This window comes from Streptomyces sp. NPDC001502, assembly GCF_042894785.1.
GTDB classification, from domain to species: Bacteria; Actinomycetota; Actinomycetes; order Streptomycetales; family Streptomycetaceae; genus Streptomyces; species Streptomyces kutzneri.
On record NZ_JBIAVW010000001.1, the window covers coordinates 68,438 to 90,790 of the forward strand.

The following is a 22,353-nucleotide window of genomic DNA, read 5'->3' on the forward strand; positions in this document are numbered from 1 at the left end:
GAGCGCGGTGTGACAGCCGAAGTGATCAGAGTGGTGATCGCCGACGACGAGCCACTGATCCGGGCCGGGATCAGGATGATCCTGACCTCGGCGCCGGACATCGAGGTCGTCGCGGAGGCGGCCAACGGCAGGGAGGCGGTGGACCTGGCCCGCTCGCACGTGCCCGACGTGATGCTGCTGGACATCCAGATGCCGGTGATGGACGGGCTGACGGCGCTGGGGGAGCTGCGGCGGGCCGTGCCGCAGGTGCGGGCGCTGATCCTGACCACCTTCGGCGAGAAGGAGAACGTGCTGCGGGCGCTGGGCGAGGGCGGCGCGGGATTCCTGCTGAAGGACTCGGCGCCGGGCGAGCTGATCGGGGCGGTCCGGGCGGCCGCGGCCGGGGACGCGTACCTCTCACCGGGGGCGACCCGGCACGTGGTGGACCAGCTGGCGTCCGGGAAGGCCGCCGTGCGCGGTGAGGTGGCCCGGCGTCAGGTGGCGGAGCTCAGCGAGCGGGAGCGCGGTGTGCTGGCGCTGCTGGGCGAGGGGCTGTCCAACGCGGACGCGGGCCGGCGGCTGCACATGAGCGAGGCGACCGTGAAGACGTACGTGAGCCGGATCCTGGCGAAGCTGGACTGCGAGAACCGCGTACAGGCGGCGCTGCTGGCCAGGGACGCCGGGCTGTAGATACGGTCAGCCCGTTCGAGAAGCGATCAATGAAGTGAACGGGTGGGGGCGGCGTCGATGGCGGCGATTGCGGGTCAGCGGATTCCGGACGTGGCGGGCTTCGCGCCGAGGGTGGCGGCCGGTTCGCCGAAGGAGGAGGGCCGGGCGCTGCGCGCCCGCCTGCCGCGGTCGGCGCACGCCGCCTTCGTGGCGCCGGCCGGGCGGCCGGACGCCGTGCGCGCGGTGGAGGAGTCCAACGCCGGGCGGGTCGCCGAGCTGACTCCGATACGGGTCGGACGGATGGCCGCGAACCCCTTCGCGTTCCTGCGCGGGGCGGCCGGGCTGATGGCCCACGACCTGTCCGGCGGTCCGGTGACCGGGGTCGGCGCGCAGATCTGCGGCGACGCGCACGCGGCGAACTTCGGTCTGTACGGGGACGCGCGCGGGCGGCTCGTCATCGACCTCAACGACTTCGACGAGACCGTGTTCGGCCCGTGGGAATGGGACGTGAAGCGGCTGGCGGCCTCGCTGGTGCTGGCGGGCCGGGTGGCCGGCGCGGACGAGGACACCTGCCGGGCGGCCGCACTCGACGCGGTCGGCGCCTACCGGCGCACCATGCGGCTGCTGTCCAGGCTGCCCGCGCTCGACGCGTGGAACGCCATCGCCGACGAGGAACTGGTCTCGCACGCCGACGCCCGCGATCTGCTGGGCACGCTGGAGCGGGTCTCGGAGAAGGCCCGCAACAACACCTCCGCGCGGTTCGCGGCCAAGTCCACGGAGATAGGGCCGGACGGCGGCCGCCGCTTCGTCGACGCGCTGCCCGTGCTGCGCCGGGTCGGGGACGCGGAGGCGGCGGCGGTGGCGGCCTCGCTCGGTCCCTACCTGCAGACGCTCCAGGGCGACCGGCTGCCGCTGCTGGCCCGGTACGCGATCCAGGACGTGGCCTTCCGCGTGGTGGGCACCGGGAGCGTCGGCACCCGCTCGTACGTGGTCCTGCTGCTGGACCACCGGGGCGAGCCGCTGGTGCTCCAGGTCAAGGAGGCGCGGCCCTCGGTGCTGCTGCCGCACCTGCCCGGGCTCGGGTTCGTCTCGGCGCCGGAGGAGCACGAGGGCCACCGGGTGGTGGCCGGGCAGAAGCGGATGCAGGTGGTCTCCGACATCATGCTGGGCTGGACCACGGTGGAGGGCCGTCCCTTCCAGGTGCGGCAGTTCCGCAACCGCAAGGGCAGCGTGGATCCGGCGGCGCTGGCCGTCGAACAGATCGACGACTACGGGCGGATGACCGGCGCCCTGCTGGCCCGGGCGCACGCGCACAGCGTCGACCCGCGGCTGCTGGCCGGGTACTGCGGGAAGAACGACGAGCTGGACGAGGCGATGGCGGCCTTCGCCGTGGCCTATGCCGACCGCACCGAGGCCGATCACGCCGACCTGGTGGCGGCCGTACGGGCCGGACGGATCGCGGCGGAGACCGGGGTCTGACGGCGTCGGCGGGAGCGGTGGCGGGCCCTGTCGCCGCGGGCGGTGTTTCACGTGAAACACCGCCCGCGCGGACGGGCCGTAGGCTGGCCGGGTGAGCGAGCAGACCGAGCAGCCTGAGCAGACAGTCCCCGGTGGTTCCGGTGACTCCTCCGTCACCGGTGGGGAGCGCCCGGAGGCGCGCCTGGAGCGGGCCGTGCGGGCCGCCGAGCAGGCGCTGATCGAGTTCGAGATCGCGGTGGAGACCTTCCGCGTGGAGGTGGAGAACTTCTCCCGCCTGCACCACCAGAAGCTCGGCCCGATGTACACGAGGCTCGACGAACTGGACGCCCTGATCGCCGAGGCGAAGGCGTCCCGCAGTGGCGATCCCGAGGACCTGCGACGTGCGCAGGAAGCGCGCTCGCTGGTCATGCCGATGCCCGGGGTGGACGAGCTGTTCCACGACTGGCTGGGCTCGGACGGGATCTCCGACGACGCCTCCGCCATGCTGACCGACCGGCCCGTGCGCCCGCCGGAACGGGTGCGGCCCTCGGAGGAGGTGCGCCGCCTCTACCGCGAGCTGGTCCGTCAGGCCCACCCCGACCTCGCCCAGGAGGAAGGCGAGCGGGAGCGGCGCGACGCGTTCATCGCGCGGGTCAACGCGGCCTACGGGCGCGGCGACGAGGGACTGCTGCGCGAGCTGGCCGAGGAGTGGGCGGCCGGGCCGGCGCCCGAGGCGGCGGCACCGGGCGAGAGCGAGGAGCTGTACGCCCGGCTGGAGTGGCTGGCACGCCGCAAGGAGCTGCTGTCGCTCGTGGCCAAGGAGCTGGAGGAGAGCGCGATCGGGTCGATGCTGAGGATGGCGCCCGAGGACCCCGACCGGCTGCTGGAGGAGATCGCGGAGCAGCTGCTCGCGCAGGTCTCCGAGCGTGAGGCGGAGCTGGCGGCGGAGCTCGCCGCCGAGTGAGCCCGGTCCGCCCGTACCGGGTGGTCGGATAGGTTGGCAGCAGATCCGTGAAGAGAGAAGGCGACAGCTATGAACTTCGGACCGCTCCCCTCGGTGGACGCCACCGCGGTGCCCTCCGAAGGCTTTGTCCTTGACGTCCGTGAGGACGACGAATGGGCGGCCGGCCATGTCGAGGGTGCTCTGCACATCCCGATGAGCGACTTCGTGGCCCGCTTCGGCGAGCTGACCGAGGCCGCCGAGGACGGCCGCCGGGTGTACGTGATGTGCCGGGTCGGCGGGCGTTCCGCGCAGGTCACCCAGTACCTGGTGCGCCAGGAGATCGACGCGGTGAACGTCGACGGCGGGATGCAGGCCTGGGACGGTGCCGGGCGCCCGATGGTGACGGACAACGGGAACCCGGCCTTCGTGCTCTAGTGCCCTGCCGGGCGTCGTGATCCGGTGAACCTTTCCGGTCACGGCACCGGGCACGGTCCGCGCAGCCGGCTCAGGCGAGGGGGTGGGCGGCCAGCAGGTCGCCCAGGGCCTCCTCGTGCGCGGCGGCCGGGCCGAGCTGGAGCTCCAGCTGCTTGGCCCATGCGTGGTAGCGGTGCAGCGGGTAGTCGGTGTCCGCGCCGAAGCCGCCGTGCAGGTGCTGGGCGGTCTGTACGACCCGGCGCACGCCCTCCGAGGCCCAGATCTTGGCGACCGCGACATCACCGGAGCTCGGCAGCGGACCACCGGCGCCGCCGGTCGCGGCGTCGAGCCGCCAGGCGGCCTGCCACAGGGTGACCTCCATGGCGCGCAGGTCGATGTACCGGTCGGCGGCCTGGACGGCGACGGCCTGGAAGGTGGCCACGGGGAAGCCGAACTGTTCGCGCTTGCCGGTGTACCCGCTGGTCATGGTGAGTACGTTCTCGCCGAGTCCGAGCGCCAGCGCGCAGGTCCCGGTGGCCAGGAGCTGGCGCAGCCGTTCCCAGGCTCCCGGGGTTTCGATGAGGTGCGTCCCGTCCACCCGCACGCCGTCCAGGGCGAGTTCGGCGAGCCGCTCCCCACTCGTGGAGACCTGCTCGGCCAGGGCCAGGCCTTCGGCGGCCCGCGGGACGAGCGCGAGGACGGCCTCGCCCTCGCCGGTGTGCGCGGGTACGGCGATCCAGTCCGCGCTGTGCGCCCAGGGGACCGCGGTCTGCGTGCCCTCCAGGATCCACGCCTCGCCCTCGCGGCGGGCGAGGACGGCGAGTTCGGCCGGGTCGTGGCCGGAGCGCCCGTGGGCGGCGGCGGTGAGCACGAGGGTGCCGCGTCCCGCGCCGGGCAGCAGGGCGGCGGCCAGTCCGGGGCTGCCGTGGGCCTGCACGGCCATGGCGGTGGCGCAGTGCTCCAGCAGCGGGACCCGCGCCAGCACCCTGGCGGCCTCGCGCAGCACCAGGCACAGGGCGACGGCGTCCAGGCCCGCTCCCCCGTGCTCCTCGGCGAGGACCAGGCTCAGCAGGTCCGATGCGGCGAGCTTGGCCCACAGCGGGCGGTCGAAGTCGTCGGCGACGGCCCCCGGGGTCAGCGCGGGGCTGGGCACACGGTCGGGCGCGACATCCGCGAAGACGGCCCGGGCCGCCTCGACGGCGGCCTGCTGCTCCTCGGTGAAGGTGAAGTCCACTGCCTGTCCTCCCGCACGTTCGCGTCTGACGGTGCGTCAAGATAGAACAGGTTCTTGAAAATGGACAGGCCCCCGTCGTGGGACAGGGGCCGGACCGAGGGACGTCGTTCCGCTCAGCGGTCGAAGTCGATCTCCACTTCCTCCGTCACCGGGTGCGACTGGCAGGCCAGGACGAATCCGGCCTCCGTCTCCTCGGCCTCCAGCGCGAAGTTGCGCTCCATCCGGACCTCGCCCGAGACCACGAACGCCCGGCAGGTGCCGCAGACGCCGCCCTTGCAGGCGTACGGGGCGTCCGCGCGGTTGCGGAGCACCGCGTCCAGCAGGGACTCGCCGTCCTGGACCGGCCAGGTGCCCGAACGGCCGTCGAGCCGTGCGGTGACCCGCCCGTGCGCGGCGGCCGGGGAACCTGCGGGGCGGGCCGCCGGCGCGGTGTCCTCGACGTGGAAGATCTCCTCGTGCACCCGGGTCCGTGCGACGCCGAGCGCGCCCAGGGCCCGCTCCGCGCCCTGCACCAGGCCGTACGGGCCGCACAGGAACCAGCCCGTCACCTCCGTCACCGGCAGCAGCGCGGGCAGCAGGGCCGCCAGCCGCTCCTCGTCCAGCCGCCCGGAGGGCAGCCCGGACTCCTGCTCCTCCCGGGAGAGGACCGTCACCAGCTGGAACCGCGCCGGATACCGGTCCTTGAGGTCGGCGACCTCCTCCAGGAACATCGTCGAGGCCGCCGTACGGTCGCTGCGCACGAGGCAGAAACGGGCGTCGGGCCGGGCGGCCAGCAGGCTCGCCGCGATCGACAGCACGGGCGTGATCCCGCTGCCGCCGACGATCGCCGCGTAGTGCCCCGCGGCCGGGGCGGCGACGGGCTCCAGCACGAAGCGTCCGGCCGGGACCATGACCTCCAGCACGTCTCCGGCGGCGATCTCCTTGTGGGCGAAGGTGGAGAACTCGCCGCCGTCCACCAGCCGCACGCCGACCCGCAGCCGCTCCGGGCCCGGGCCGTCCGCGGACGGTGCCGGGGAGCAGATCGAGTAGGTGCGGCGGACCTCGGCGCCGCCCTCGGAGGCGGCGCGGCGCAGGGTCAGGTGCTGGCCCGGGGCGTGCCGGTAGTCCTCGCGCAGCTCCTCGGGAACCCGCAGGGTCAGTGCCACCGAGTCGTCGGTGAGCCGGTCGACAGCCGCCACCGTCAGCGGGTGGAACGCGCCGTGGCGGGGGGCGGCCATCTAGAGCTCCTTGAAGTGGTCGAACGGTTCGCGGCAGGCGGTGCAGCGGCGCAGCGCCTTGCATGCGGTGGAGGAGAAGCGGCTGAGCAGCTCGGTGTCGGTCGATCCGCAGTTCGGGCACCGGACCGACAGGGTCACCGGGACCGGTCCGCCGGCCGCGTGCGGCCGGGGCGGGGCGATGCCGAACTCGGCGAGCTTGCGCCGGCCCTCGGCGCTGATGTCGTCGGTCGACCAGGCGGGGGCCAGCACGGTGGTCACCCGCACCTCGGGGATGCCGTGGCCGTTCAGGGCCCGCTCGATGTCGGCGGACATGGCCTCGATGGCCGGGCAGCCGGTGTAGGTCGGAGTCAGGGTGACCTCGGCGTGGCCGTCCTCGTGCATCCGCACCCCGCGCACCACGCCGAGCTCACCGAGGGTGAGCACGGGCAGCTCCGGGTCCGGGACGGAGCCGGCCAGCGCGGCCAGTTCCGCCTCCAGGCGGGTCGTTCCGGCGTCGGTGGTCACCATGAGGCCCCCGGGTGGCTGCGGTGCAGGTGCTGCATCTCGGCGAGCATCCGGCCGAAGGACTCGGTGTGCAGGCCCTGCCGTCCGGCTCCGGCCGCCCAGGCACCGGTGCGGGGCCCCTGGGGCAGATCGAGGCCGGCCTGCTCCAGTACGCCGGTCAGCGCGGCCAGCCAGCGCTCCTCCAGGGCGGTCAGGTCGAGGCCGCCCTGGCCGTCCACCGGCTGGAACATCTCGCCGGTGTACTTCCACAGCGCGTCGAGGGCGGCCCGCATGCGGCTGCGGCTCTCCTCGGTGCCGTCCCCGAGCCGCAGGGTCCACTGCTCGGCGTGGTCGCGGTGGTACGCGGTCTCCTTGACGGCCTTGGCCGCCAGCGGCGCGAACGGGCCGTCCCCGCGGGCGAGTTCCCCGTAGACCTCGTGCTGGTAGACGGAGAAGTAGAGCTGCCGGGCGATGGTGTGGGCGAAGTCGCCGTTCGGCTGCTCGACCAGCTGGAGGTTGCGGAAGGACCGCTCCTCGCGCAGGTACGCCAGCTCGTCCTCGTCGCCGACCAGGGACAGCAGGATGCGGGCCTGGCCGAGCAGGTCGAGGGCGATGTTGGCGAGGGCGACCTCCTCCTCCAGGACGGGGGCGTGTCCGGCCCATTCGCCGAGGCGGTGGGAGAGGATCAGCGCGTCGTCGCCGAGCGCGAGTGCCGCCGCGGCGGTGGCGCCGCTGAGGCGCGTGGTGTCGGTGCTGGTCACAGGTGGCTCACCCCCTCCGGGATGTCGTAGAAGGTGGGGTGCCGGTACGGCTTGTCGGCGGACGGCGCGAAGAAGGGGTCCCGCTCGTCCGGGGAGGAGGCGGTGATCTCGGTGGAGGGCACCACCCAGATCGAGATGCCCTCGTTGCGCCGGGTGTAGAGATCGCGGGCGTTGCGCAGGGCCATCTCCGCGTCGGGGGCGTGCAGGCTGCCCGCGTGCGTGTGCGAGAGGCCGCGGCGCGAACGCACGAAGACCTCCCACAGGGGCCAGTTCTGCGTCATACCCGTGCCTCCTCGTTCTGTCCGGCGTGCTTCGCCGCTTGCTGTGCCACCTGCTGTGCCGTCTGCTTGCGCGCATACGCGGCGGCCGCGTCGCGCACCCAGGCGCCTTCCTCGTGGGCCTTGCGCCGCTGGCCGATCCGCTGCTCGTTGCAGGGGCCGTTGCCCTTGAGCACGTTCCAGAACTCGGCCCAGTCGATGGCGCCGAAGTCGTGGTGTCCGCGCTCCTCGTTCCACTTCAGGTCGGGGTCGGGCAGGGTCAGACCGAGGGACTCGGCCTGCGGGACGGCGATGTCCACGAACCGCTGGCGCAGCTCGTCGTTCGAGTGCCGCTTGATGCGCCAGGCCATCGACTGGGCCGAGTGCGCCGACTCGTCGTCCGGCGGGCCGAACATCATCAGCGACGGCCACCACCACCGGTCCACCGCGTCCTGGGCCATCGCGTGCTGGGCCTCGGTGCCGCGGGAGAGGGCGAGGAGCAGCTCGTACCCCTGGCGCTGGTGGAAGGACTCCTCCTTGCAGATCCGGACCATGGCGCGGGCGTAGGGCCCGTAGGAGCAGCGGCAGATCGGCACCTGGTTGGTGATCGCCGCGCCGTCCACGAGCCAGCCGATGGCGCCGACGTCCGCCCAGGTCAGGGTGGGGTAGTTGAAGATCGAGGAGTACTTCTGCTTGCCCGAGTGGAGCTTGTCGAGCAGCTCGTCGCGGCTGGTGCCGAGGGTCTCGGCCGCGCTGTAGAGGTACAGCCCGTGGCCGGCCTCGTCCTGGACCTTGGCCATCAGGATCGCCTTGCGGCGCAGCGAGGGCGCGCGGGTGATCCAGTTGGCCTCGGGCTGCATGCCGATGATCTCGGAATGGGCGTGCTGGGCCATCTGGCGCACCAGGGAGGCGCGGTATTCGTCCGGCATCCAGTCGCGCGGTTCCACGCGCTCGTCGGCCGCCACGGCCGCGTCGAATGCCGCCGCGAGCTGTGCGCCCAGGTCAGCAGTCATGCCTGTCCCGTCCGTCCCGTCTGTCCCGAGGGCCGTGTCCGGCCCCGTCTCCGGGGTCACTGCCACCATTCCGGCCCCCTGCCAGAGTCCGCCGTCCGCCCGACCGACCGATCGTTCGGTTCATTCGCTTCAATGGTGGGTCGGCGGCCCGTAGGGTGTCAACCTCTGAGGTCAACCCTGTGGATGCCGGACGATCGGGTGGGGATGGATTCGAACGAGCACGAGCCCGCCGGGGGAGCCGCTCCGCCACCCCCGCGGACGCCCGGAATCGCCGGTCTGTCCGCCCCGTACCGGGTCGTGACCGCCCTGGCCCTGGGGGTGATCGCGGTCGCCGCCTGTACGCACCTCGCGCTCGTCTTCCTGCACGTGGCCCCGGGCAACACCCTCAGCAAGCAGCACGCGAAGACGATCGACGGCTGGGTCTACCCCGAGTTCGAACAGAACTGGAAGCTGTTCGCCCCCAACCCGCTGCAGCAGAACATCGCGGTCGAGGTGCGCGCGGAGTTCAGGGCCGATTACGGCGAGCTGGTCACCACCCCCTGGCACGACCTGAGCGCCGAGGACGGCGAGGCCATCCGGCACAGCCTGCTGCCGAGCCACACCCGGCAGAACGAGCTCCGCCGCGCCTGGGACTTCTTCACCGGCTCCCACGACGAGGACAACAAGCCGAACGGCGAGCGCGGGCAGCTGTCCGAGGAGTACCTCCGGCGGATCGCGCTGAACCGGCTCGTCCCCGAGCTGCGGGACGGAACCATCCTGCGGATCCAGGTGCGCTCGGCGACCACGGCGGTGCCCGCGCCGAAGTGGAGCACCGAGACCACCGACACCCAGACCTACTACCGGGAGCTGCCGTGGTGGACGGTGTGAGGCGCGCCCGCGAGGCGGCGGCCCGGGCGGCCGCGCGGGTCACCGGGCAGGCGCTGGGCCCGTACCAGAGCGCCGTGGTCCGCATCGGCTTCGCCGCGACCTGGCTCTTCTTCCTGCTGCGCGAGTTCCCGAACCGCGCCGAGCTGTACGGGCCGAACGGTCCGTGGAGCTGGCACCTCGCGGAGCGGCTGATCGATTCCAACCACGCCTTCACGGTGCTGATGTGGTCGGACTCCTCGCTGTGGTTCGAGCTCGTCTACCTGGTGTCCGTGCTGTCCAGCGTGGGGCTGCTGCTGGGCTGGCGGACGCGGGCGACGTCGGTGCTCTTCATGGTCGGTGTGCTGTCGCTGCAGAACCGCAGCGTGTTCATGGGCGACGGCGGGGACAACGTCATCCACCTGATGGCGATCTACCTGGTGCTGACCCGGTGCGCGCAGGTCTGGTCGCTGGACGCGCGCCGGGCCCGTGCGCGCGGCTCGGCGACGGCCGGGGCGGCCGGGCCGGTGCTGTGGGGCGTGCTGGGCGCGGTGTTCGCCTTCGGCGCGGTGACCGGCCGGTTCGGCCACGGCTGGCTGGCGGCGTTCGCGGCGGTGTGGGTGGTCTGCGGGCTGTGGTGGCTGGTCGACCGCTACGAGCCGCAGGGCGAGGGCCGGGCGGTCCTGGACGTCCTCGCCAACCTGCTGCACAACGCCGGCATGCTGGTGATCATGGCGGAGGTCTGCCTGATCTACGCGACGGCGGGCTGGTACAAGATCCAGGGGTCCCGGTGGCAGGACGGGACGGCCCTGTACTACCCGCTCGGGCTGGACTACTTCACCCCGTGGCCGGCGCTGTCGGCCCTGGTGGCGGGCAGCGGGACGCTGGTGATGCTGCTGTCGTACGGGACGGTGGCGGTGCAGGTGGCGTTTCCGTTCACGCTGTTCAACCGGCGGATCAAGAACGTGCTGCTCGCGCTGATGATGCTGGAGCACGCGGGGATCGCGGTGCTGCTGGGGCTGCCGTTCTTCTCGCTGGCCATGATCGCCGCGGACGCGGTGTTCCTGCCGACCGGGTTCCTGGTGTGGGTGGGGGTACGGTGCGCAGCGCGGCGGCGGCGTGCGGTGGAGCCGGTGGCGGATCCCGCCGAGCCGGTGCCGGTTCAGGTGCCCGCGCCGCGCTGACGGCGCCCTGCGGCGCCGCTCCCGGGGTCCGGGGCGGCGTGCGGCGGACCGTAGGGTCGGGGTATGGACGACACGGTGCGGGAATGGCGGGAGGCCGAGCAGGCGGGGGACCTCGTGCTGCTCGACGGGTTTCACGCGCTGAAGCACGCCCTGCGGTTCGGGGCCGATGTGCGGATGGTCATCGCCGAGGACCCCGGCGCCGTACGGGCGCTGGCCCATGAGCTGGCTCCGGACGTCGAGGCCGCGGTGGTGCGGCTGGTGCGGCGGGCCGGGCTCAAGGAGGTGCTGGCGCGCGTGCATCCCACCGGGGTCGCGGCCCTCGCGGTACGGCCCGACCGGGCCGCCGCCATCGCGGGGCTGGGGAGGATGCCCCGGCCGGCGCCGGTCGTCGTCCTCGACAACCCCCGCAATCTGGGCAATGTCGGAGCCGTCGTCCGGCTCGCCGCCGGCTTCGGCGCCACCGGCGTCGTGACCCGCGGCGACCTCGACCCCTGGCACCCGAACGTCGTCCGGGCCGGGGCCGGGCTGCACTACGCCACCACCGTCGAGCGCCTCGCTCTGGACGAGCTGCCGCCCGGGCCGCTCTACGCGCTCGACCCCGAGGGCGCGGACATCCGCGCCCTCACCCTCCCGGACGACGCCCTGCTCGCCTTCGGCTCGGAGCGCCACGGGATCTCACCGGAGCTGCGCGCCCGGGCGGACCACCTCGTCTCCCTGCCGATGCGCCCCCAGGTCTCCAGCTACAACCTCGCCACCAGCGTGGCCATGACCCTCTTCCACTGGGGCGGCCCCCCGGCGGCCCACGAACAGGGCGGCCAGGACTCCTAGGAGGCCCCCGGCCGCGATCGCCGCGGCCGCGCCGAGCGTCGCCGCGTCCGGGTGGACCAGCGCCTGGCCGCGCAGTGCCTGCCAGGTCACCAGCGCGAACACCGCCGCGTAGACCCCGCCCGCGACCAGGGTCAGCCGCAGCCGCACCCGCTCCCGGCGCAGCAGGGCGAAGCGCCCGGCGAGGGCGGCCAGCAGGAGCACGAACAGCGGGAGCAGCTGCAGGGCGTGCATGCCGAAGAAGTGCGGGATGCGCAGGTCACCGCCGGTGGTCGACCAGCCGGTCAGCGGCATGGCGGGTCCGCCGTCCGGCACCCCCACGCTGTGGGCGCCCGCCACCGGTGCGTCGTCGACCGCGAGCTGGGCCTCGGTGGGGGTCGTCATCAGGAAGCCGATTCCCGCGCCCGCGAGGGCGAGGACGGCGGCGGTCCGGATCGCCCAGGTGGTGGCCCGGTCGGCGACGCGGGACCGGAAGAGCAGGACGGCGATGACGAGCGTGGCCGTCCACAGCACGACGACGGTGACGGCCATGGCGCTGTAGATCTGCGCGTCGAGGGGGGTCTGCTGGTTGAAGTGGCTCTGGCGGCCGCGGATCACCTGACCCGTCATGAGCAGCATCTCCACCGTGCTGGCGGCGACGACGACGGTACCGGCCCACCAGGCGGGCCTGCGCAGGCGGGGGCGGGCGGCGACGGCCAGGGAGAGCATCCAGGCCAGGCTGAGCGCGTAGCCGACGAACGAGACGGCGAACTTGAAGGGCTTGGCCCAGATCGGGGCGCCGACCAGCACGCGGCCGTCGACGGCGAGACCCACGGCCGAGCCGACGGCCCATACCGCCATCACGCCGGCGAACACGGTCAGTGGACGGTGCCAGGTACGTAACGCAGGCATGGGACCCCCAGAGGAATAGATAGTGACGCTCGCCGCTATCTGATAGTCCCACTATCTATGATGGGCGGGGACGGGGCAAGAAGAAACGAGTGAAAACGCCATGCGCATCGGAGAGTTGAGCCGCCGAACCGGGGTTCCGGTACCGACGATCAAGTACTACGTCCGGGAGGGCCTGCTTCCGCCGGGCGAGCTGAGCAGCCCCAACCAGGCCAGCTACGACGACGGGCACGAGCGGCGGCTGCGGCTGATCCGTGCCCTGCTGGAGGTCGGCGGGCTGTCGGTGGCGGCCATCGGAGACGTCCTCGTGGCCATCGACGACAAGGAGCGGCCGGTGCACAAGCTGCTCGGCGCCGCGGCCCAGCGGCTGGTGCCCGAGTACGGCGACGGCGGGGGCCACGACGACGCCGAGGCGGTGCTGGCCCGGGAACGGGTGATGCGGCTGATCGAGGCGCGCGGCTGGTGCATCCAGCCCGGGAACAAGGCGGCCGACGCGCTCGCGGCCGCCCTCGCCTCACTCGCGCGGGTGGGCCACGGCTCCTTCGCCGAACTGCTCGACGACTACGCCGACGCGGCCGAGATGGTGGCCCGGGTGGACCTGGAGTACACGGCCCGCCATGCGGACCGCGAGGGCCTGGTCGAGGCGGTGGTCGTGGGCACCGTGGTGGGCGACGCGGTGTTCGCGGCCCTGCGCAGGATGGCCCAGGTGGACGCCTCCTCCCGCCTCTTCGCCGAGGAGCGGCAGGAGTAGGAGGAGGGCGCGGTCCACCCGGGCCGGGGGTCTGCGGTGACGCGGTTACGCCTGGCGGCGGACCTCCACCACCCGGAAGCGGTTCGCGACGAAGGCGCCGTCGCACAGGGCCGCGTTGGCCGCCGGGTTGCCGCCGGAGCCGTGGAAGTCCGAGAACGCGGCGGTCTGGTTGACGAACACCCCGCCGGTCAGGTTCAGGGAGAGCTGCGCGGACTCCTCCAGGCAGACCTCCTCGACGGCCCGCTCGGTGTCGGGGGACGTGGTGTACGCGCCCACCGTCATGGCGCCCTTCTCCCGCACCGTGCGGCGCAGCAGGTCGAGGGCGTCGGCGGTGGTGTCCACGGCCACCGCGAAGGAGACCGGGCCGAAGCACTCGGAGAGGTACGGCGCCTCCGGGTCCGCCTTGGCGGCGTCCAGCTTGACCATGACGGGAGTGCGGACCACCGCGTCCGGGAACTCGGGGTTCACGACCTCCCGGGAGGCCAGCGCGACCTCGCCCAGGGCGGCCGCGGCCTCCAGCCGGGTCTTGACGTCCGGGTTGACCAGCGCGCCGAGCAGCGCGTTGGCCCGGGCGTCGTCGCCCAGCAGACCGCCGACCGAGGCCGCGAGGTCGGCGACGACCTCGTCGTAGGTCTTGTGGCCGGCGTCCGTCGCGATGCCGTCGCGCGGGATCAGCAGGTTCTGCGGGGTGGTGCACATCTGGCCGCTGTACAGGGACAGCGAGAACGCCAGGTTGGACAGCATGCCCTTGTAGTTGTCGGTGGAGTCCAGGACGACGGTGTTGACGCCGGCCTTCTCCGTGTAGACCTGCGCCTGGCGGGCGTGGGTCTCCAGCCAGTCCCCGAACTCCGTGGACCCGGTGTAGTCGATCAGCTTGATCTCGGGGCGGACCGCGAGGGTCTTGGCGATGCCCTCGCCCGGGCGCTCGACCGCGAGGGCCACCAGGTTCGGGTCGAAGCCGGTTTCGGCCAGCACCTCCCGCGCGACCTTGACGGTCAGCGCGAGCGGCAGCACGGCCCGCGGGTGGGGCTTGACCAGCACCGCGTTGCCGGTGGCGAGGGAGGCGAACAGGCCGGGGTAGCCGTTCCAGGTCGGGAAGGTGTTGCAGCCGATCATGAGGGCGATACCGCGCGGGACCGCGGTGAAGGTCTTGCCGAGCTGCAGCGGGTCCTTCTTGCCCTGCGGCTTCGACCAGTCGGCCTGGCCCGGGACCCGGGTCTGCTCCTCGTACGCGTAGGCCACGGCCTCCAGGCCACGGTCCTGCGCGTGCGGGCCGCCGGCCTGGAACGCCATCATGAAGGCCTGGCCGCTGGTGTGCATGACCGCGTGCGCGAACTCGTGGGTCCGGGCGGAGATGCGGGCCAGGATCTCGATGCAGACCAGGGCGCGCGCCTCGGGTCCCGCGTCGCGCCAGGCACCCATGCCGGCCTTCATCGCGGGCAGCAGCACGTCCGGGTCCACGTGGGGGTACTCGACACCCAGCTCCGGGCCGTACGGGGACACCTCGGCGCCCGTCCAGCCGTCGGTGCCGGGCTGGCCCAGGTCCAGCCGCGTGCCGCGGAGGGCCTCGAAGGCGGCGAGCCCGTCGGCGGGCGCGGTCTCGCCGTACGCCTTGGGATGTTCGGGATGCGGGGACCAGTAGGCACGGCTGCGGATCGCCGACAGGGCCTGGTCCAGGGTGGGCCGGTGCTTGGCGGACAGCTGGGGGACGGTGAGCTCGGCGGCCATCAGGGACCAACTCCTCGTTGAGCCGGGCGAAGGAGAGCAGACTGGAGTTAGAGTAACCGAACGATCGGTCGGGACAAGAGGGCCCGGCGGACCTGTGGACAAGTGTGTGCGGGAGGATCAGGGCATGACAGCAATCGAGCGGTCCCGCACAGTGGCGGTCGTCGGCGCCGGCACCATGGGACAGGGCATCGCCCAGGTCGCCCTTCTCGCAGGTCACCGCGTGCTGATCTACGACATCAACGCCACGCTCGCCGCCGACGGCGTCGGTTTCGTCCAGGACCGGATCGACCGGATGGCCGCCAAGGGCCGGCTGGACCGCGCCGAGGCCGAGGAGGCGATCGGCCGGATCGCACCGGCCGGCGACCTCGCGGACCTCGCCGGGGCCGCCCTCGTCATCGAGGCGGTGGTCGAGAACGTCACCGTGAAGCAGACGCTCTTCGCCGCCCTCGAAGAGGTGGTCGCGCCGGACGCGCTGCTGGCCACCAACACCTCCTCCCTCTCGGTCACCGAGCTCGCCGCCGGGCTCGCGCACCCCGGCCGCTTCCTCGGCCTGCACTTCTTCAACCCGGCCCCGCTGCTCCCGCTCGTCGAGGTGGTCAGCGGTTTCGCCACCGACCCGGCCGCCGCCGAGCGCGCGTACCGCACCGTCCTCGGCTGGGGGAAGACGCCGGTCCGCTGCGCCGACACCCCCGGGTTCATCGTCAACCGGATCGCCCGCCCCTTCTACGCCGAGGCCTTCGCGGTGTACGAGGAGCAGGGCGCCGACCCGGCCACCATCGACGCCGTGCTCCGCGAGAGCGGCGGCTTCAAGATGGGCCCCTTCCAGCTGACCGACCTGATCGGCCAGGACGTCAACGAGGCCGTGACCCGCTCGGTGTGGGAGTCCTTCTTCCGCAGCCCGAAGTTCACCCCCTCCCTCGCCCAGCGCCGCCTCGTCCAGTCGGGCCGCCTCGGCCGCAAGAACGGGCACGGCTGGTACCCGTACGGCCCGGACGCCGAGCCCGCGCGCCCGCACACCGCCGCGCCCGAGCAGGCCCCGGCGAAGGTCACCGTCGTCGGTGACCTCGGCCCGGCCGCCGGCCTGGTGGAGCTGCTGGAGGAGGCCGGGATCGCGGTCGCGGCCACCGAGCAGGGCGGTCCGTACATCCAGCTCCCCGGCGAGGGCCAGCTGGTCCTCGCGGACGGCAAGACCTCGGTGGAGTTCGCGGACGTCGTCTACTTCGACCTCGCCCTCGACTACCGCGGCGCCACCCGGATCGCGCTCTCCGCGAGCGAGGACACCAGCGAGCGGACCCTCGCGGAGGCGGTCGGCCTCTTCCAGAAGCTGGGCAAGCAGGTCTCCGTGATCGGTGACGTCCCCGGCATGATCGTCGCGCGGACCGTCGCGATGCTGATCGACCTGACGGCCGACGCGGTCGCGCGGGGGGCCGCCTCCGCCGAGGACATCGACACGGCGATGCGGCTGGGCGTCAACTACCCGCTGGGGCCGGCCGAATGGCACGACCGGCTCGGCCGCGACTGGGCCTACGACCTGCTGCACAACCTCGACGAACGCGTCCCCGGCGGCCGCTACGCACCCTCCCTCGCCCTGTTCAAACTGGGCTACGAGGACGGCGACGAGGCCGGCGAAGACGAGGGCGACCAGGACGACACGGGGGAGAACGAATGACGACGGCCAAGCGGGACACCTACACCCCCGAGACACTGCTGTCGGTCGCCGTCCAGGTCTTCAACGAGCGCGGCTACGACGGCACCTCGATGGAGCACCTCTCCAAGGCCGCGGGCATCTCGAAGTCCTCGATCTACCACCACGTCGCGGGCAAGGAGGAGCTGCTGCGCAGGGCCGTGAGCCGTGCCCTCGACGGGCTCTTCGGGATCCTGGAGGAGCCCGGCGCGGTGCGGGGCCGGGCGGTCGAGCGCGTCGAGTACGTCACGCGCCGCACGGTCGAGGTGCTGGTCGGCGAGCTGCCGTATGTGACGCTGCTGCTGCGCGTACGCGGCAACACCCGCACCGAGCGCTGGGCGCTGGAACGCCGCCGCGAGTTCGACCACCAGGTCGCGGACCTGCTCAAGGCCGCCGCGGTGGAGGGCGACCTGCGCGCCGACGTGGACATACGTCTCGCCACCCGGCTCCTCTTCGGCATGGTCAACTCCCTGGTCGAGTGGTACCGCCCGAACCCGGGCGACGGCCACGCCCAGCTCGCCGACGCGGTGGTCCACCTCGCCTTCGACGGCCTGCGCACCGCCCGCTGACCCGCCGGGCACCCGACCGCCCCCGGAACGGCCGTACAGGCCGCACCGGGGGCGCTGTCACACCCGGACGGCTGTCACACCCGGACGGCCGGGGACCCGCCTAAAGGCTGTCTTCGGCGATCGTCGGGGCGCCGCCGCCCGGGCCCGGACCGGTGTCCAGCAGATCCGTCTCCTCGAAGACCAGCAGGGTGCGCGTCGAGAGGACCTCCGGGATGGCCTGGAGCCGGGTCAGGACCAACTCGCGCAGGGTCCGGTTGTCCGGGGTGTGCACCAGCAGCAGGACGTCGAAATCGCCGCTGACCAGCGCGATGTGCGCCGCGCCGGGGAGCTCGCGCAGCTGCTCGCGGACCGTGCGCCAGGAATTCTGGACGATCTTCAGGGTGATGTAGGCGGAGGCTCCCTGGCCTGCGCGTTCGTGGTTGACGCGGGCCGTGAACCCGCGGATCACCCCGTCGTCGATGAGCCGGTTGATCCGGGCGTAGGCGTTCGCCCGCGAGACGTGCACCTGCTCCGCCACCGACCGTATCGACGCGCGGCCGTCCGCCTGGAGCAGCCGCATGATCGACCGGTCGATCGGATCCAGGGGACGGGGCGCGACGGGCGGGCCCGAAGTGGCTCCCGGGGCGCCTCCCGGCGCAGCCGGTGCGGAACCCGTTCCGGCCATTTGTTCATCCGGCATTGCCCGATGCCTCCCTCTCCTGGACGTCCTGCATCCATCCCAGGGCCCCGGCGCCCGTTTGTCCACAGCCTGGAGCCGCCTGTAGCCAAATTGCGCAGACAACCGAACAATCGGTAGGTGAGGGGCCTCACACCCGGGGCACCCCCTGCCCGCTTCCCACGAGGAGGTGTACGCCGCCATGACGGTCCAAGAGCTGCCCGGTGCCGGTGCGTCCCACCGTTCCACCCAGCCGCCCGCCTGGAGCCCCCGCACGGATGCCGCTCCGCTGCTTCCGGACCCCGAGCCCTACCGGGTGCTGGGCACCGAGGCGGCGGACCGGCTCGACCCGGAGCTGATGCGCCGCTGCTACGCCGAGCTGGTGCGCGGCCGGCGCTACAACGCCCAGGCCACGGCGCTCACCAAGCAGGGCCGGCTCGCCGTGTACCCCTCCACCGTCGGCCAGGAGGCCTGCGAGATCGCGGCCGCACTGGTCCTGGAGGACCAGGACTGGCTGTTCCCGAGCTACCGGGACACCCTGGCGGCCGTCGCGCGCGGACTGGACCCCGTACAGGCCCTGACCCTGCTGCGCGGCGACTGGCACACCGGATACGACCCGCGCGAGCACCGCATAGCCCCGCTCTCGACCCCGCTCGCCACCCAGCTGCCGCACGCGGTGGGCCTGGCGCACGCGGCCCGGCTGCGCGGCGACGACGTCATCGCCCTCGCCATGGTCGGCGACGGCGGCACCAGCGAGGGCGACTTCCACGAGGCACTGAACTTCGCCGCCGTCTGGCAGGCCCCGGTGGTCTTCCTCGTGCAGAACAACGGCTTCGCGATATCCGTCCCCCTCGCCAAGCAGACCGCCGCCCCGACCCTCGCCCACAAGGCCGTGGGGTACGGGATGCCCGGCCGGCTGGTCGACGGCAACGACATCGCCGCCATGCACGAGGTGCTGACCGAGGCGGTCCGCCGGGCCCGGGCGGGTGGTGGTCCGACCCTGATCGAGGCCGTCACGTACCGCATGGAGGCCCACACGAACGCCGACGACGCGACCCGCTACCGCGGTGACGCCGAGGTCGAGGCCTGGAAGGCGCACGACCCGGTCGAGCTGCTGGAGCGTGAGCTGACCGCCCGCGGGATCATCGACGAGGCGGCGATCCAGGCGGTGCGCGAGGACGCCGAGGCGATGGCCGCGGCGCTCCGCGAGGGGATGAACGCGGACCCGGTGGTGGACCCGATGGACCTGTTTGCGCACGTGTACGCGGAGCAGACGGACCGGCTGCGGGAGCAGGCGGCCATGCTGCGCGCAGAGCTGGAAGCCGAGGACCAGGCGTGACGACGGTGGCGGCGAAGTCCGCGAAGTCGGGGGCCAAGCCCGCGACGATGGCGCAGGCCCTGACCCGGGCGATGCGCGACGCGATGGCCGAGGACCCGACGGTCCACGTGATGGGCGAGGACGTCGGGACGCTGGGCGGGGTCTTCCGGATCACGGACGGGCTCGCGAAGGAGTTCGGCGAGGAGCGCTGCACGGACACCCCGCTCGCGGAGGCGGGAATCCTGGGCGCGGCGGTCGGCATGGCCATGTACGGGCTGCGGCCGGTGGTGGAGATGCAGTTCGACGCGTTCGCCTACCCGGCGTTCGAGCAGCTGATCTCGCACGTGGCGAAGATGCGCAACCGCACCCGCGGCGCGATGCCGCTGCCGATCACCATCCGGGTGCCCTACGGCGGCGGGATCGGCGGCGTGGAGCACCACTGCGACTCCTCCGAGGCGTACTACGTGGCCACGCCCGGCCTGCACGTGGTGACCCCGGCGACGGTCGAGGACGCGTACGGGCTGCTGCGCGCGTCGATCGCGAGCGACGACCCGGTGGTCTTCCTGGAGCCGAAGCGGCTCTACTGGTCGAAGGCCGACTGGCGGCCCGAAGCGCCGGCGGCCGTGCCGGGCATCGGGAAGGCACTGGTCCGGCGGACCGGCACGAGCGCGACCCTGATCACCTACGGGCCCTCGCTGCCGGTGTGCCTGGAGGCGGCAGAGGCGGCGCGCGAGGAGGGCTGGGACCTGGAGGTCGTGGACCTGCGCTCGCTGGTCCCCTTCGACGAGGACACGGTCGTGGAGTCCGTACGCCGCACCGGGCGCGCGGTGGTGGTCCACGAGGCCGGCGGCTTCGGCGGACCGGGCGCGGAGATCGCCGCCCGGGTCACCGAGCGGTGCTTCCACCACCTGGAGGCGCCGGTGCTGCGGGTGACGGGCTTCGACATCCCCTACCCGCCGCCGATGCTGGAGAAGCACCACCTGCCGGGTGTGGACCGGATCCTGGACACCGTGGCCCGCCTGCAGTGGGAGAACTGATGCCGCAGGTAATGGAATTCAAGCTTCCCGATCTCGGGGAGGGCCTGACCGAGGCCGAGATCGTCCGCTGGCTGGTCGCGGTGGGCGATGTCGTCGCCATCGACCAGCCGGTGGTCGAGGTCGAGACGGCCAAGGCGATGGTGGAGGTTCCGTGCCCCTACGGCGGTGTGGTCACCGCCCGTTTCGGGGAGGAGGGCACGGAACTGCCCGTCGGAGCACCGCTGATCACCGTGGCGGTGGGAGCGGTGTCGCTCCCGGAGGCCCCGGCCGCGCAGGCGGCCGAGGCCGAGGGCACCGGCAGCGTGCCCCGGCCGCTGATCGGCTACGGCGAGGACCACTCGCGTCCGGCGCGTCGGCGACGGGTGCGACCCGTCACCGCCGCGGTCTCGGCGCCGCCCGTCGCGGCCCCGGCTCCGGCTCCGGTTCCGGCGGTCCCGGTGGCTCCTGCCGGGCCGGTTCCCGTGATCTCGCCGCTGGTGCGCAAGCTGGCCAAGGACGGCGGGGTCGACCTGCGCGCGCTGCAGGGGTCGGGGCCCGAGGGGCTGATCCTGCGGGCCGACGTCGAGGCGGCGCTGGCCGCGCTGCGGGCGCCCGAGCCGGCCCCGGTCGCCGCGGTGGCGCCGACGGCGGTGTCGGCACAGGGCGAGCGGATCCCGCTCAAGGGGGTGCGCGGGGCGGTCGCCGAGAAGCTGTCGCGCAGCCGCCGGGAGATCCCGGACGCCACCTGCTGGGTCGACGCGGACGCCACGGAGCTGATGGCCGCCCGGGCCGCGATGAACGCCGTGGGCGGGTCCAAGATCTCGGTGCTCGCGCTCCTGGCCCGGATCTGCACGGCCGCCCTGGCCCGGTACCCGGAGCTCAACTCCACCGTGGACCTCGCGGCCAAGGAGATCGTCCGGCTCCCGTCGGTGCACCTGGGCTTCGCCGCGCAGACCGAGCGGGGCCTGGTGGTCCCGGTGGTCCGGGACGCGCAGCACCGCAATCCGGAGTCCCTGTCGGCGGAGTTCGCCCGGCTGACCGAGCTGGCTCGGGCCGGTAAGCTGGCCCCGGCCGATCTGACCGGCGGCACCTTCACCCTGAACAACTACGGGGTGTTCGGGGTCGACGGCTCCACGCCGATCATCAACCACCCCGAGGCGGCGATGCTCGGCGTGGGCCGGATCATCGACAAGCCGTGGGTCCACGAGGGTCAGCTGGCGGTCCGCAAGGTCGTCCAGCTGTCGCTGACCTTCGACCACCGGGTCTGCGACGGCGGCACGGCGGGCGGCTTCCTCCGCCACGTCGCCGACTGCGTCGAATCCCCGGCGGTCCTGCTGCGCAGCCTGTAGCTCGGCGCGGGCGGGGGCGGTACCGCAGCGCGGAGCCTGCCCCCGCCCCGCCCTTTCGCCGTTTCCCGGGCTCTGCCCGGGGGTGGGGGCGGGGGCGGCGCCACCGCAGCGGCGCCGCGCCCGGCTCTCACACCGTGAGCAGCAGCTTGCCCACGTGGGCGCTGGATTCCAGGACCCGGTGGGCCTCAGCGGCATCTCGCATCGGGAAGGTCGCGTGGACCACCGGGCGGATCCGCCCCGAGGCCAGCAGCGGCCACACGTGCTCCCGTACGGCGGCGACGATGGCCGCCTTCTCCTCCAGCGGGCGGGCGCGCAGCGAGGTGGCGGTGATCGCCGCCCGCTTGGCCAGCAGCGCGCCGAGGTTCAGCTCGGCCTTCACCCCGCCCTGGAGCCCGATCACCGCGAGCCGCCCGTTCACGGCCAGGGCGTCCACGTTCCGCGCGAGGTACTTCGCGCCCATGATGTCCAGGATCACGTCCGCCCCGGCCCCGCCCGTCGCCTTGCGCAGCGCGGCCACGAAGTCCTGCTCGCGGTAGTCGATCAGGATGTCCGCGCCCAGCTCCTTGCAGCGTGCCAGCTTCTCCGGTCCGCCCGCCGTCACGGCGACCGTCGCGCCCACCGCCTTCGCCAGCTGGATCGCCATGGTCCCGATACCGCTGGACCCGCCGTGCACCAGCAGGGTCTCGCCGGGGCGGAGCCCCGCCACCATGAACACGTTGGACCACACGGTCGTGACGACCTCGGGCAGCGCGGCGGCCGTCACCAGGTCCACTCCCGCCGGAACCGGCAGCAGCTGCCCCGCCGGCACGGCCACCCGCTCCGCGTACCCGCCGCCCGCCAGCAGGGCGCACACCTCGTCGTCCACGGACCAGCCGGACACCCCCGGCCCCATCGCGGCGATCCGCCCGGAGCACTCCAGCCCCGGATGGCGCGAGGCGCCGGGCGGCGGATCGTAGAACCCCTGTCGCTGGAGTACGTCGGCGCGGTTCACGGCGCTCGCCGCGACCTCGACGAGGACCTCGCCCTCGCCCGGCACCGGATCGGGTACGTCGGCCCAGACCAGGGCCTCGGGGCCGCCGGGCTGCTCGATGGTGATCGCATGCATGGCCCGGAGG

22 protein-coding genes and 1 pseudogene are annotated in these 22,353 nt (G+C 73.1%); 13 read left to right on the forward strand and 10 right to left on the reverse strand.

Annotation, left to right across the window (positions count from 1 at the left end; all coding sequences use genetic code 11):
- The first annotated feature begins 9 nt into the window (after window positions 1–9).
- The 4 genes from ACFY0D_RS00325 (at window position 10) to ACFY0D_RS00340 (ending at window position 3,484) form a co-directional block, all read left to right on the forward strand.
- Window positions 10–669, forward strand: coding sequence for a response regulator (locus ACFY0D_RS00325; protein WP_390796227.1), 660 nt, complete (start codon window positions 10–12; stop codon window positions 667–669).
- A gap of 57 nt (window positions 670–726) precedes the next feature.
- On the forward strand, window positions 727–2,127 hold the full coding sequence (locus tag ACFY0D_RS00330; protein ID WP_390796228.1) for a DUF2252 domain-containing protein: 1,401 nt from the start codon (window positions 727–729) through the stop codon (window positions 2,125–2,127).
- 181 nt (window positions 2,128–2,308) lie between these two features.
- The gene (locus ACFY0D_RS00335) at window positions 2,309–3,070 is read left to right on the forward strand and encodes a hypothetical protein (RefSeq protein ID WP_390796561.1); all 762 of its coding nucleotides are present in this window, start codon (window positions 2,309–2,311) and stop codon (window positions 3,068–3,070) included.
- Window positions 3,071–3,139: 69 nt separating this feature from the next.
- Entirely contained in the window at window positions 3,140–3,484 is a 345-nt protein-coding gene (locus ACFY0D_RS00340) for a rhodanese-like domain-containing protein (RefSeq protein WP_390796229.1), read from the forward strand.
- A 70-nt stretch (window positions 3,485–3,554) separates the two neighbouring features.
- Here the strand turns inward: ACFY0D_RS00340 and ACFY0D_RS00345 are convergent, their stop codons facing one another.
- From ACFY0D_RS00345 to paaA, 6 genes are all read right to left on the reverse strand, one after another.
- Window positions 3,555–4,697, reverse strand: coding sequence for an acyl-CoA dehydrogenase family protein (locus ACFY0D_RS00345; RefSeq protein ID WP_390796230.1), 1,143 nt, complete (start codon window positions 4,695–4,697; stop codon window positions 3,555–3,557).
- A gap of 113 nt (window positions 4,698–4,810) precedes the next feature.
- Window positions 4,811–5,914 carry a 1,2-phenylacetyl-CoA epoxidase subunit PaaE gene (gene paaE / locus ACFY0D_RS00350; RefSeq protein WP_390796231.1) on the reverse strand — a complete coding sequence of 368 codons (1,104 nt, stop codon included), beginning with the start codon at window positions 5,912–5,914 and terminating at the stop codon, window positions 4,811–4,813.
- Window positions 5,915–6,421 carry a 1,2-phenylacetyl-CoA epoxidase subunit PaaD gene (gene paaD, locus ACFY0D_RS00355; RefSeq protein ID WP_390796232.1) on the reverse strand — a complete coding sequence of 169 codons (507 nt, stop codon included), beginning with the start codon at window positions 6,419–6,421 and terminating at the stop codon, window positions 5,915–5,917.
- Window positions 6,415–7,158: a 1,2-phenylacetyl-CoA epoxidase subunit PaaC gene (gene paaC / locus ACFY0D_RS00360; protein ID WP_390796233.1), complete on the reverse strand. Its 744-nt coding sequence runs from the start codon at window positions 7,156–7,158 to the stop codon at window positions 6,415–6,417. The genes paaD and paaC overlap by 7 nt, the downstream gene beginning before the upstream one ends.
- Window positions 7,155–7,439 (reverse strand): 1,2-phenylacetyl-CoA epoxidase subunit PaaB, encoded by a 285-nt coding sequence (gene paaB, locus ACFY0D_RS00365; protein ID WP_030817166.1) that lies wholly within the window; start codon window positions 7,437–7,439, stop codon window positions 7,155–7,157. The genes paaC and paaB overlap by 4 nt, the downstream gene beginning before the upstream one ends.
- On the reverse strand, window positions 7,436–8,497 hold the full coding sequence (gene paaA, locus ACFY0D_RS00370; protein WP_390796234.1) for a 1,2-phenylacetyl-CoA epoxidase subunit PaaA: 1,062 nt from the start codon (window positions 8,495–8,497) through the stop codon (window positions 7,436–7,438). The genes paaB and paaA overlap by 4 nt, the downstream gene beginning before the upstream one ends.
- Before the next feature lie 135 nt (window positions 8,498–8,632).
- Here paaA and ACFY0D_RS00375 point away from each other — a divergent pair, with 135 nt between their 5' ends.
- The 3 genes from ACFY0D_RS00375 to ACFY0D_RS00385 all read left to right on the forward strand — a co-directional run bounded on the left by ACFY0D_RS00375 (window position 8,633) and on the right by ACFY0D_RS00385 (window position 11,283).
- Complete coding sequence (locus ACFY0D_RS00375) at window positions 8,633–9,295, forward strand: DUF5819 family protein (RefSeq protein ID WP_390796235.1); 663 nt, start codon at window positions 8,633–8,635, stop codon at window positions 9,293–9,295.
- Window positions 9,283–10,455: an HTTM domain-containing protein gene (locus tag ACFY0D_RS00380; RefSeq protein WP_390796236.1), complete on the forward strand. Its 1,173-nt coding sequence runs from the start codon at window positions 9,283–9,285 to the stop codon at window positions 10,453–10,455. The genes ACFY0D_RS00375 and ACFY0D_RS00380 overlap by 13 nt, the downstream gene beginning before the upstream one ends.
- A 63-nt stretch (window positions 10,456–10,518) precedes the next feature.
- Complete coding sequence (locus ACFY0D_RS00385) at window positions 10,519–11,283, forward strand: TrmH family RNA methyltransferase (RefSeq protein ID WP_390796237.1); 765 nt, start codon at window positions 10,519–10,521, stop codon at window positions 11,281–11,283.
- Here ACFY0D_RS00385 and ACFY0D_RS00390 read toward each other — a convergent pair.
- Window positions 11,236–12,171: pseudogene (locus ACFY0D_RS00390) on the reverse strand (hypothetical protein); the annotation flags it as partial. The gene ACFY0D_RS00385 and the pseudogene ACFY0D_RS00390 sit on opposite strands and share 48 nt — an antisense overlap.
- A gap of 100 nt (window positions 12,172–12,271) precedes the next feature.
- Between ACFY0D_RS00390 and ACFY0D_RS00395 the strand changes: the two are divergent.
- Window positions 12,272–12,919: a MerR family transcriptional regulator gene (locus tag ACFY0D_RS00395; RefSeq protein ID WP_390796238.1), complete on the forward strand. Its 648-nt coding sequence runs from the start codon at window positions 12,272–12,274 to the stop codon at window positions 12,917–12,919.
- 45 nt (window positions 12,920–12,964) lie between these two features.
- Here the strand turns inward: ACFY0D_RS00395 and paaN are convergent, their stop codons facing one another.
- Window positions 12,965–14,647 (reverse strand): phenylacetic acid degradation protein PaaN, encoded by a 1,683-nt coding sequence (paaN, locus tag ACFY0D_RS00400; RefSeq protein ID WP_390796239.1) that lies wholly within the window; start codon window positions 14,645–14,647, stop codon window positions 12,965–12,967.
- A 124-nt stretch (window positions 14,648–14,771) separates the two neighbouring features.
- Between paaN and ACFY0D_RS00405 the strand changes: the two genes are divergently transcribed.
- On the forward strand, window positions 14,772–16,316 hold the full coding sequence (locus tag ACFY0D_RS00405; RefSeq protein ID WP_390796240.1) for a 3-hydroxyacyl-CoA dehydrogenase: 1,545 nt from the start codon (window positions 14,772–14,774) through the stop codon (window positions 16,314–16,316).
- A complete protein-coding gene (locus ACFY0D_RS00410) occupies window positions 16,313–16,900 on the forward strand; it encodes a TetR/AcrR family transcriptional regulator (RefSeq protein ID WP_351152267.1) in 588 nt (195 codons plus the stop codon). Before ACFY0D_RS00405 ends, ACFY0D_RS00410 begins: the two co-directional genes overlap by 4 nt.
- A 100-nt stretch (window positions 16,901–17,000) precedes the next feature.
- On the opposite strand, the gene ACFY0D_RS00415 is transcribed toward ACFY0D_RS00410, so the two are convergent.
- Complete coding sequence (locus ACFY0D_RS00415) at window positions 17,001–17,579, reverse strand: Lrp/AsnC family transcriptional regulator (RefSeq protein WP_390796241.1); 579 nt, start codon at window positions 17,577–17,579, stop codon at window positions 17,001–17,003.
- Between the two features lie 178 nt (window positions 17,580–17,757).
- Here ACFY0D_RS00415 and pdhA point away from each other — a divergent pair, with 178 nt between their 5' ends.
- Genes pdhA through ACFY0D_RS00430 form a run of 3 tightly spaced genes read left to right on the forward strand, consistent with a single transcriptional unit; the run spans window position 17,758 to window position 21,238 of the window.
- Window positions 17,758–18,894: a pyruvate dehydrogenase (acetyl-transferring) E1 component subunit alpha gene (gene pdhA, locus ACFY0D_RS00420; RefSeq protein WP_390796242.1), complete on the forward strand. Its 1,137-nt coding sequence runs from the start codon at window positions 17,758–17,760 to the stop codon at window positions 18,892–18,894.
- A 47-nt stretch (window positions 18,895–18,941) separates the two neighbouring features.
- On the forward strand, window positions 18,942–19,910 hold the full coding sequence (locus ACFY0D_RS00425; RefSeq protein WP_189738634.1) for an alpha-ketoacid dehydrogenase subunit beta: 969 nt from the start codon (window positions 18,942–18,944) through the stop codon (window positions 19,908–19,910).
- Window positions 19,910–21,238 carry a dihydrolipoamide acetyltransferase family protein gene (locus tag ACFY0D_RS00430; RefSeq protein ID WP_390796243.1) on the forward strand — a complete coding sequence of 443 codons (1,329 nt, stop codon included), beginning with the start codon at window positions 19,910–19,912 and terminating at the stop codon, window positions 21,236–21,238. The genes ACFY0D_RS00425 and ACFY0D_RS00430 overlap by 1 nt, the downstream gene beginning before the upstream one ends.
- Before the next feature lie 127 nt (window positions 21,239–21,365).
- On the opposite strand, the gene ACFY0D_RS00435 is transcribed toward ACFY0D_RS00430, so the two are convergent.
- Complete coding sequence (locus ACFY0D_RS00435; RefSeq protein WP_390796244.1) at window positions 21,366–22,343, reverse strand: NAD(P)H-quinone oxidoreductase; 978 nt, start codon at window positions 22,341–22,343, stop codon at window positions 21,366–21,368.
- Between the last annotated feature and the right edge of the window lie 10 nt (window positions 22,344–22,353).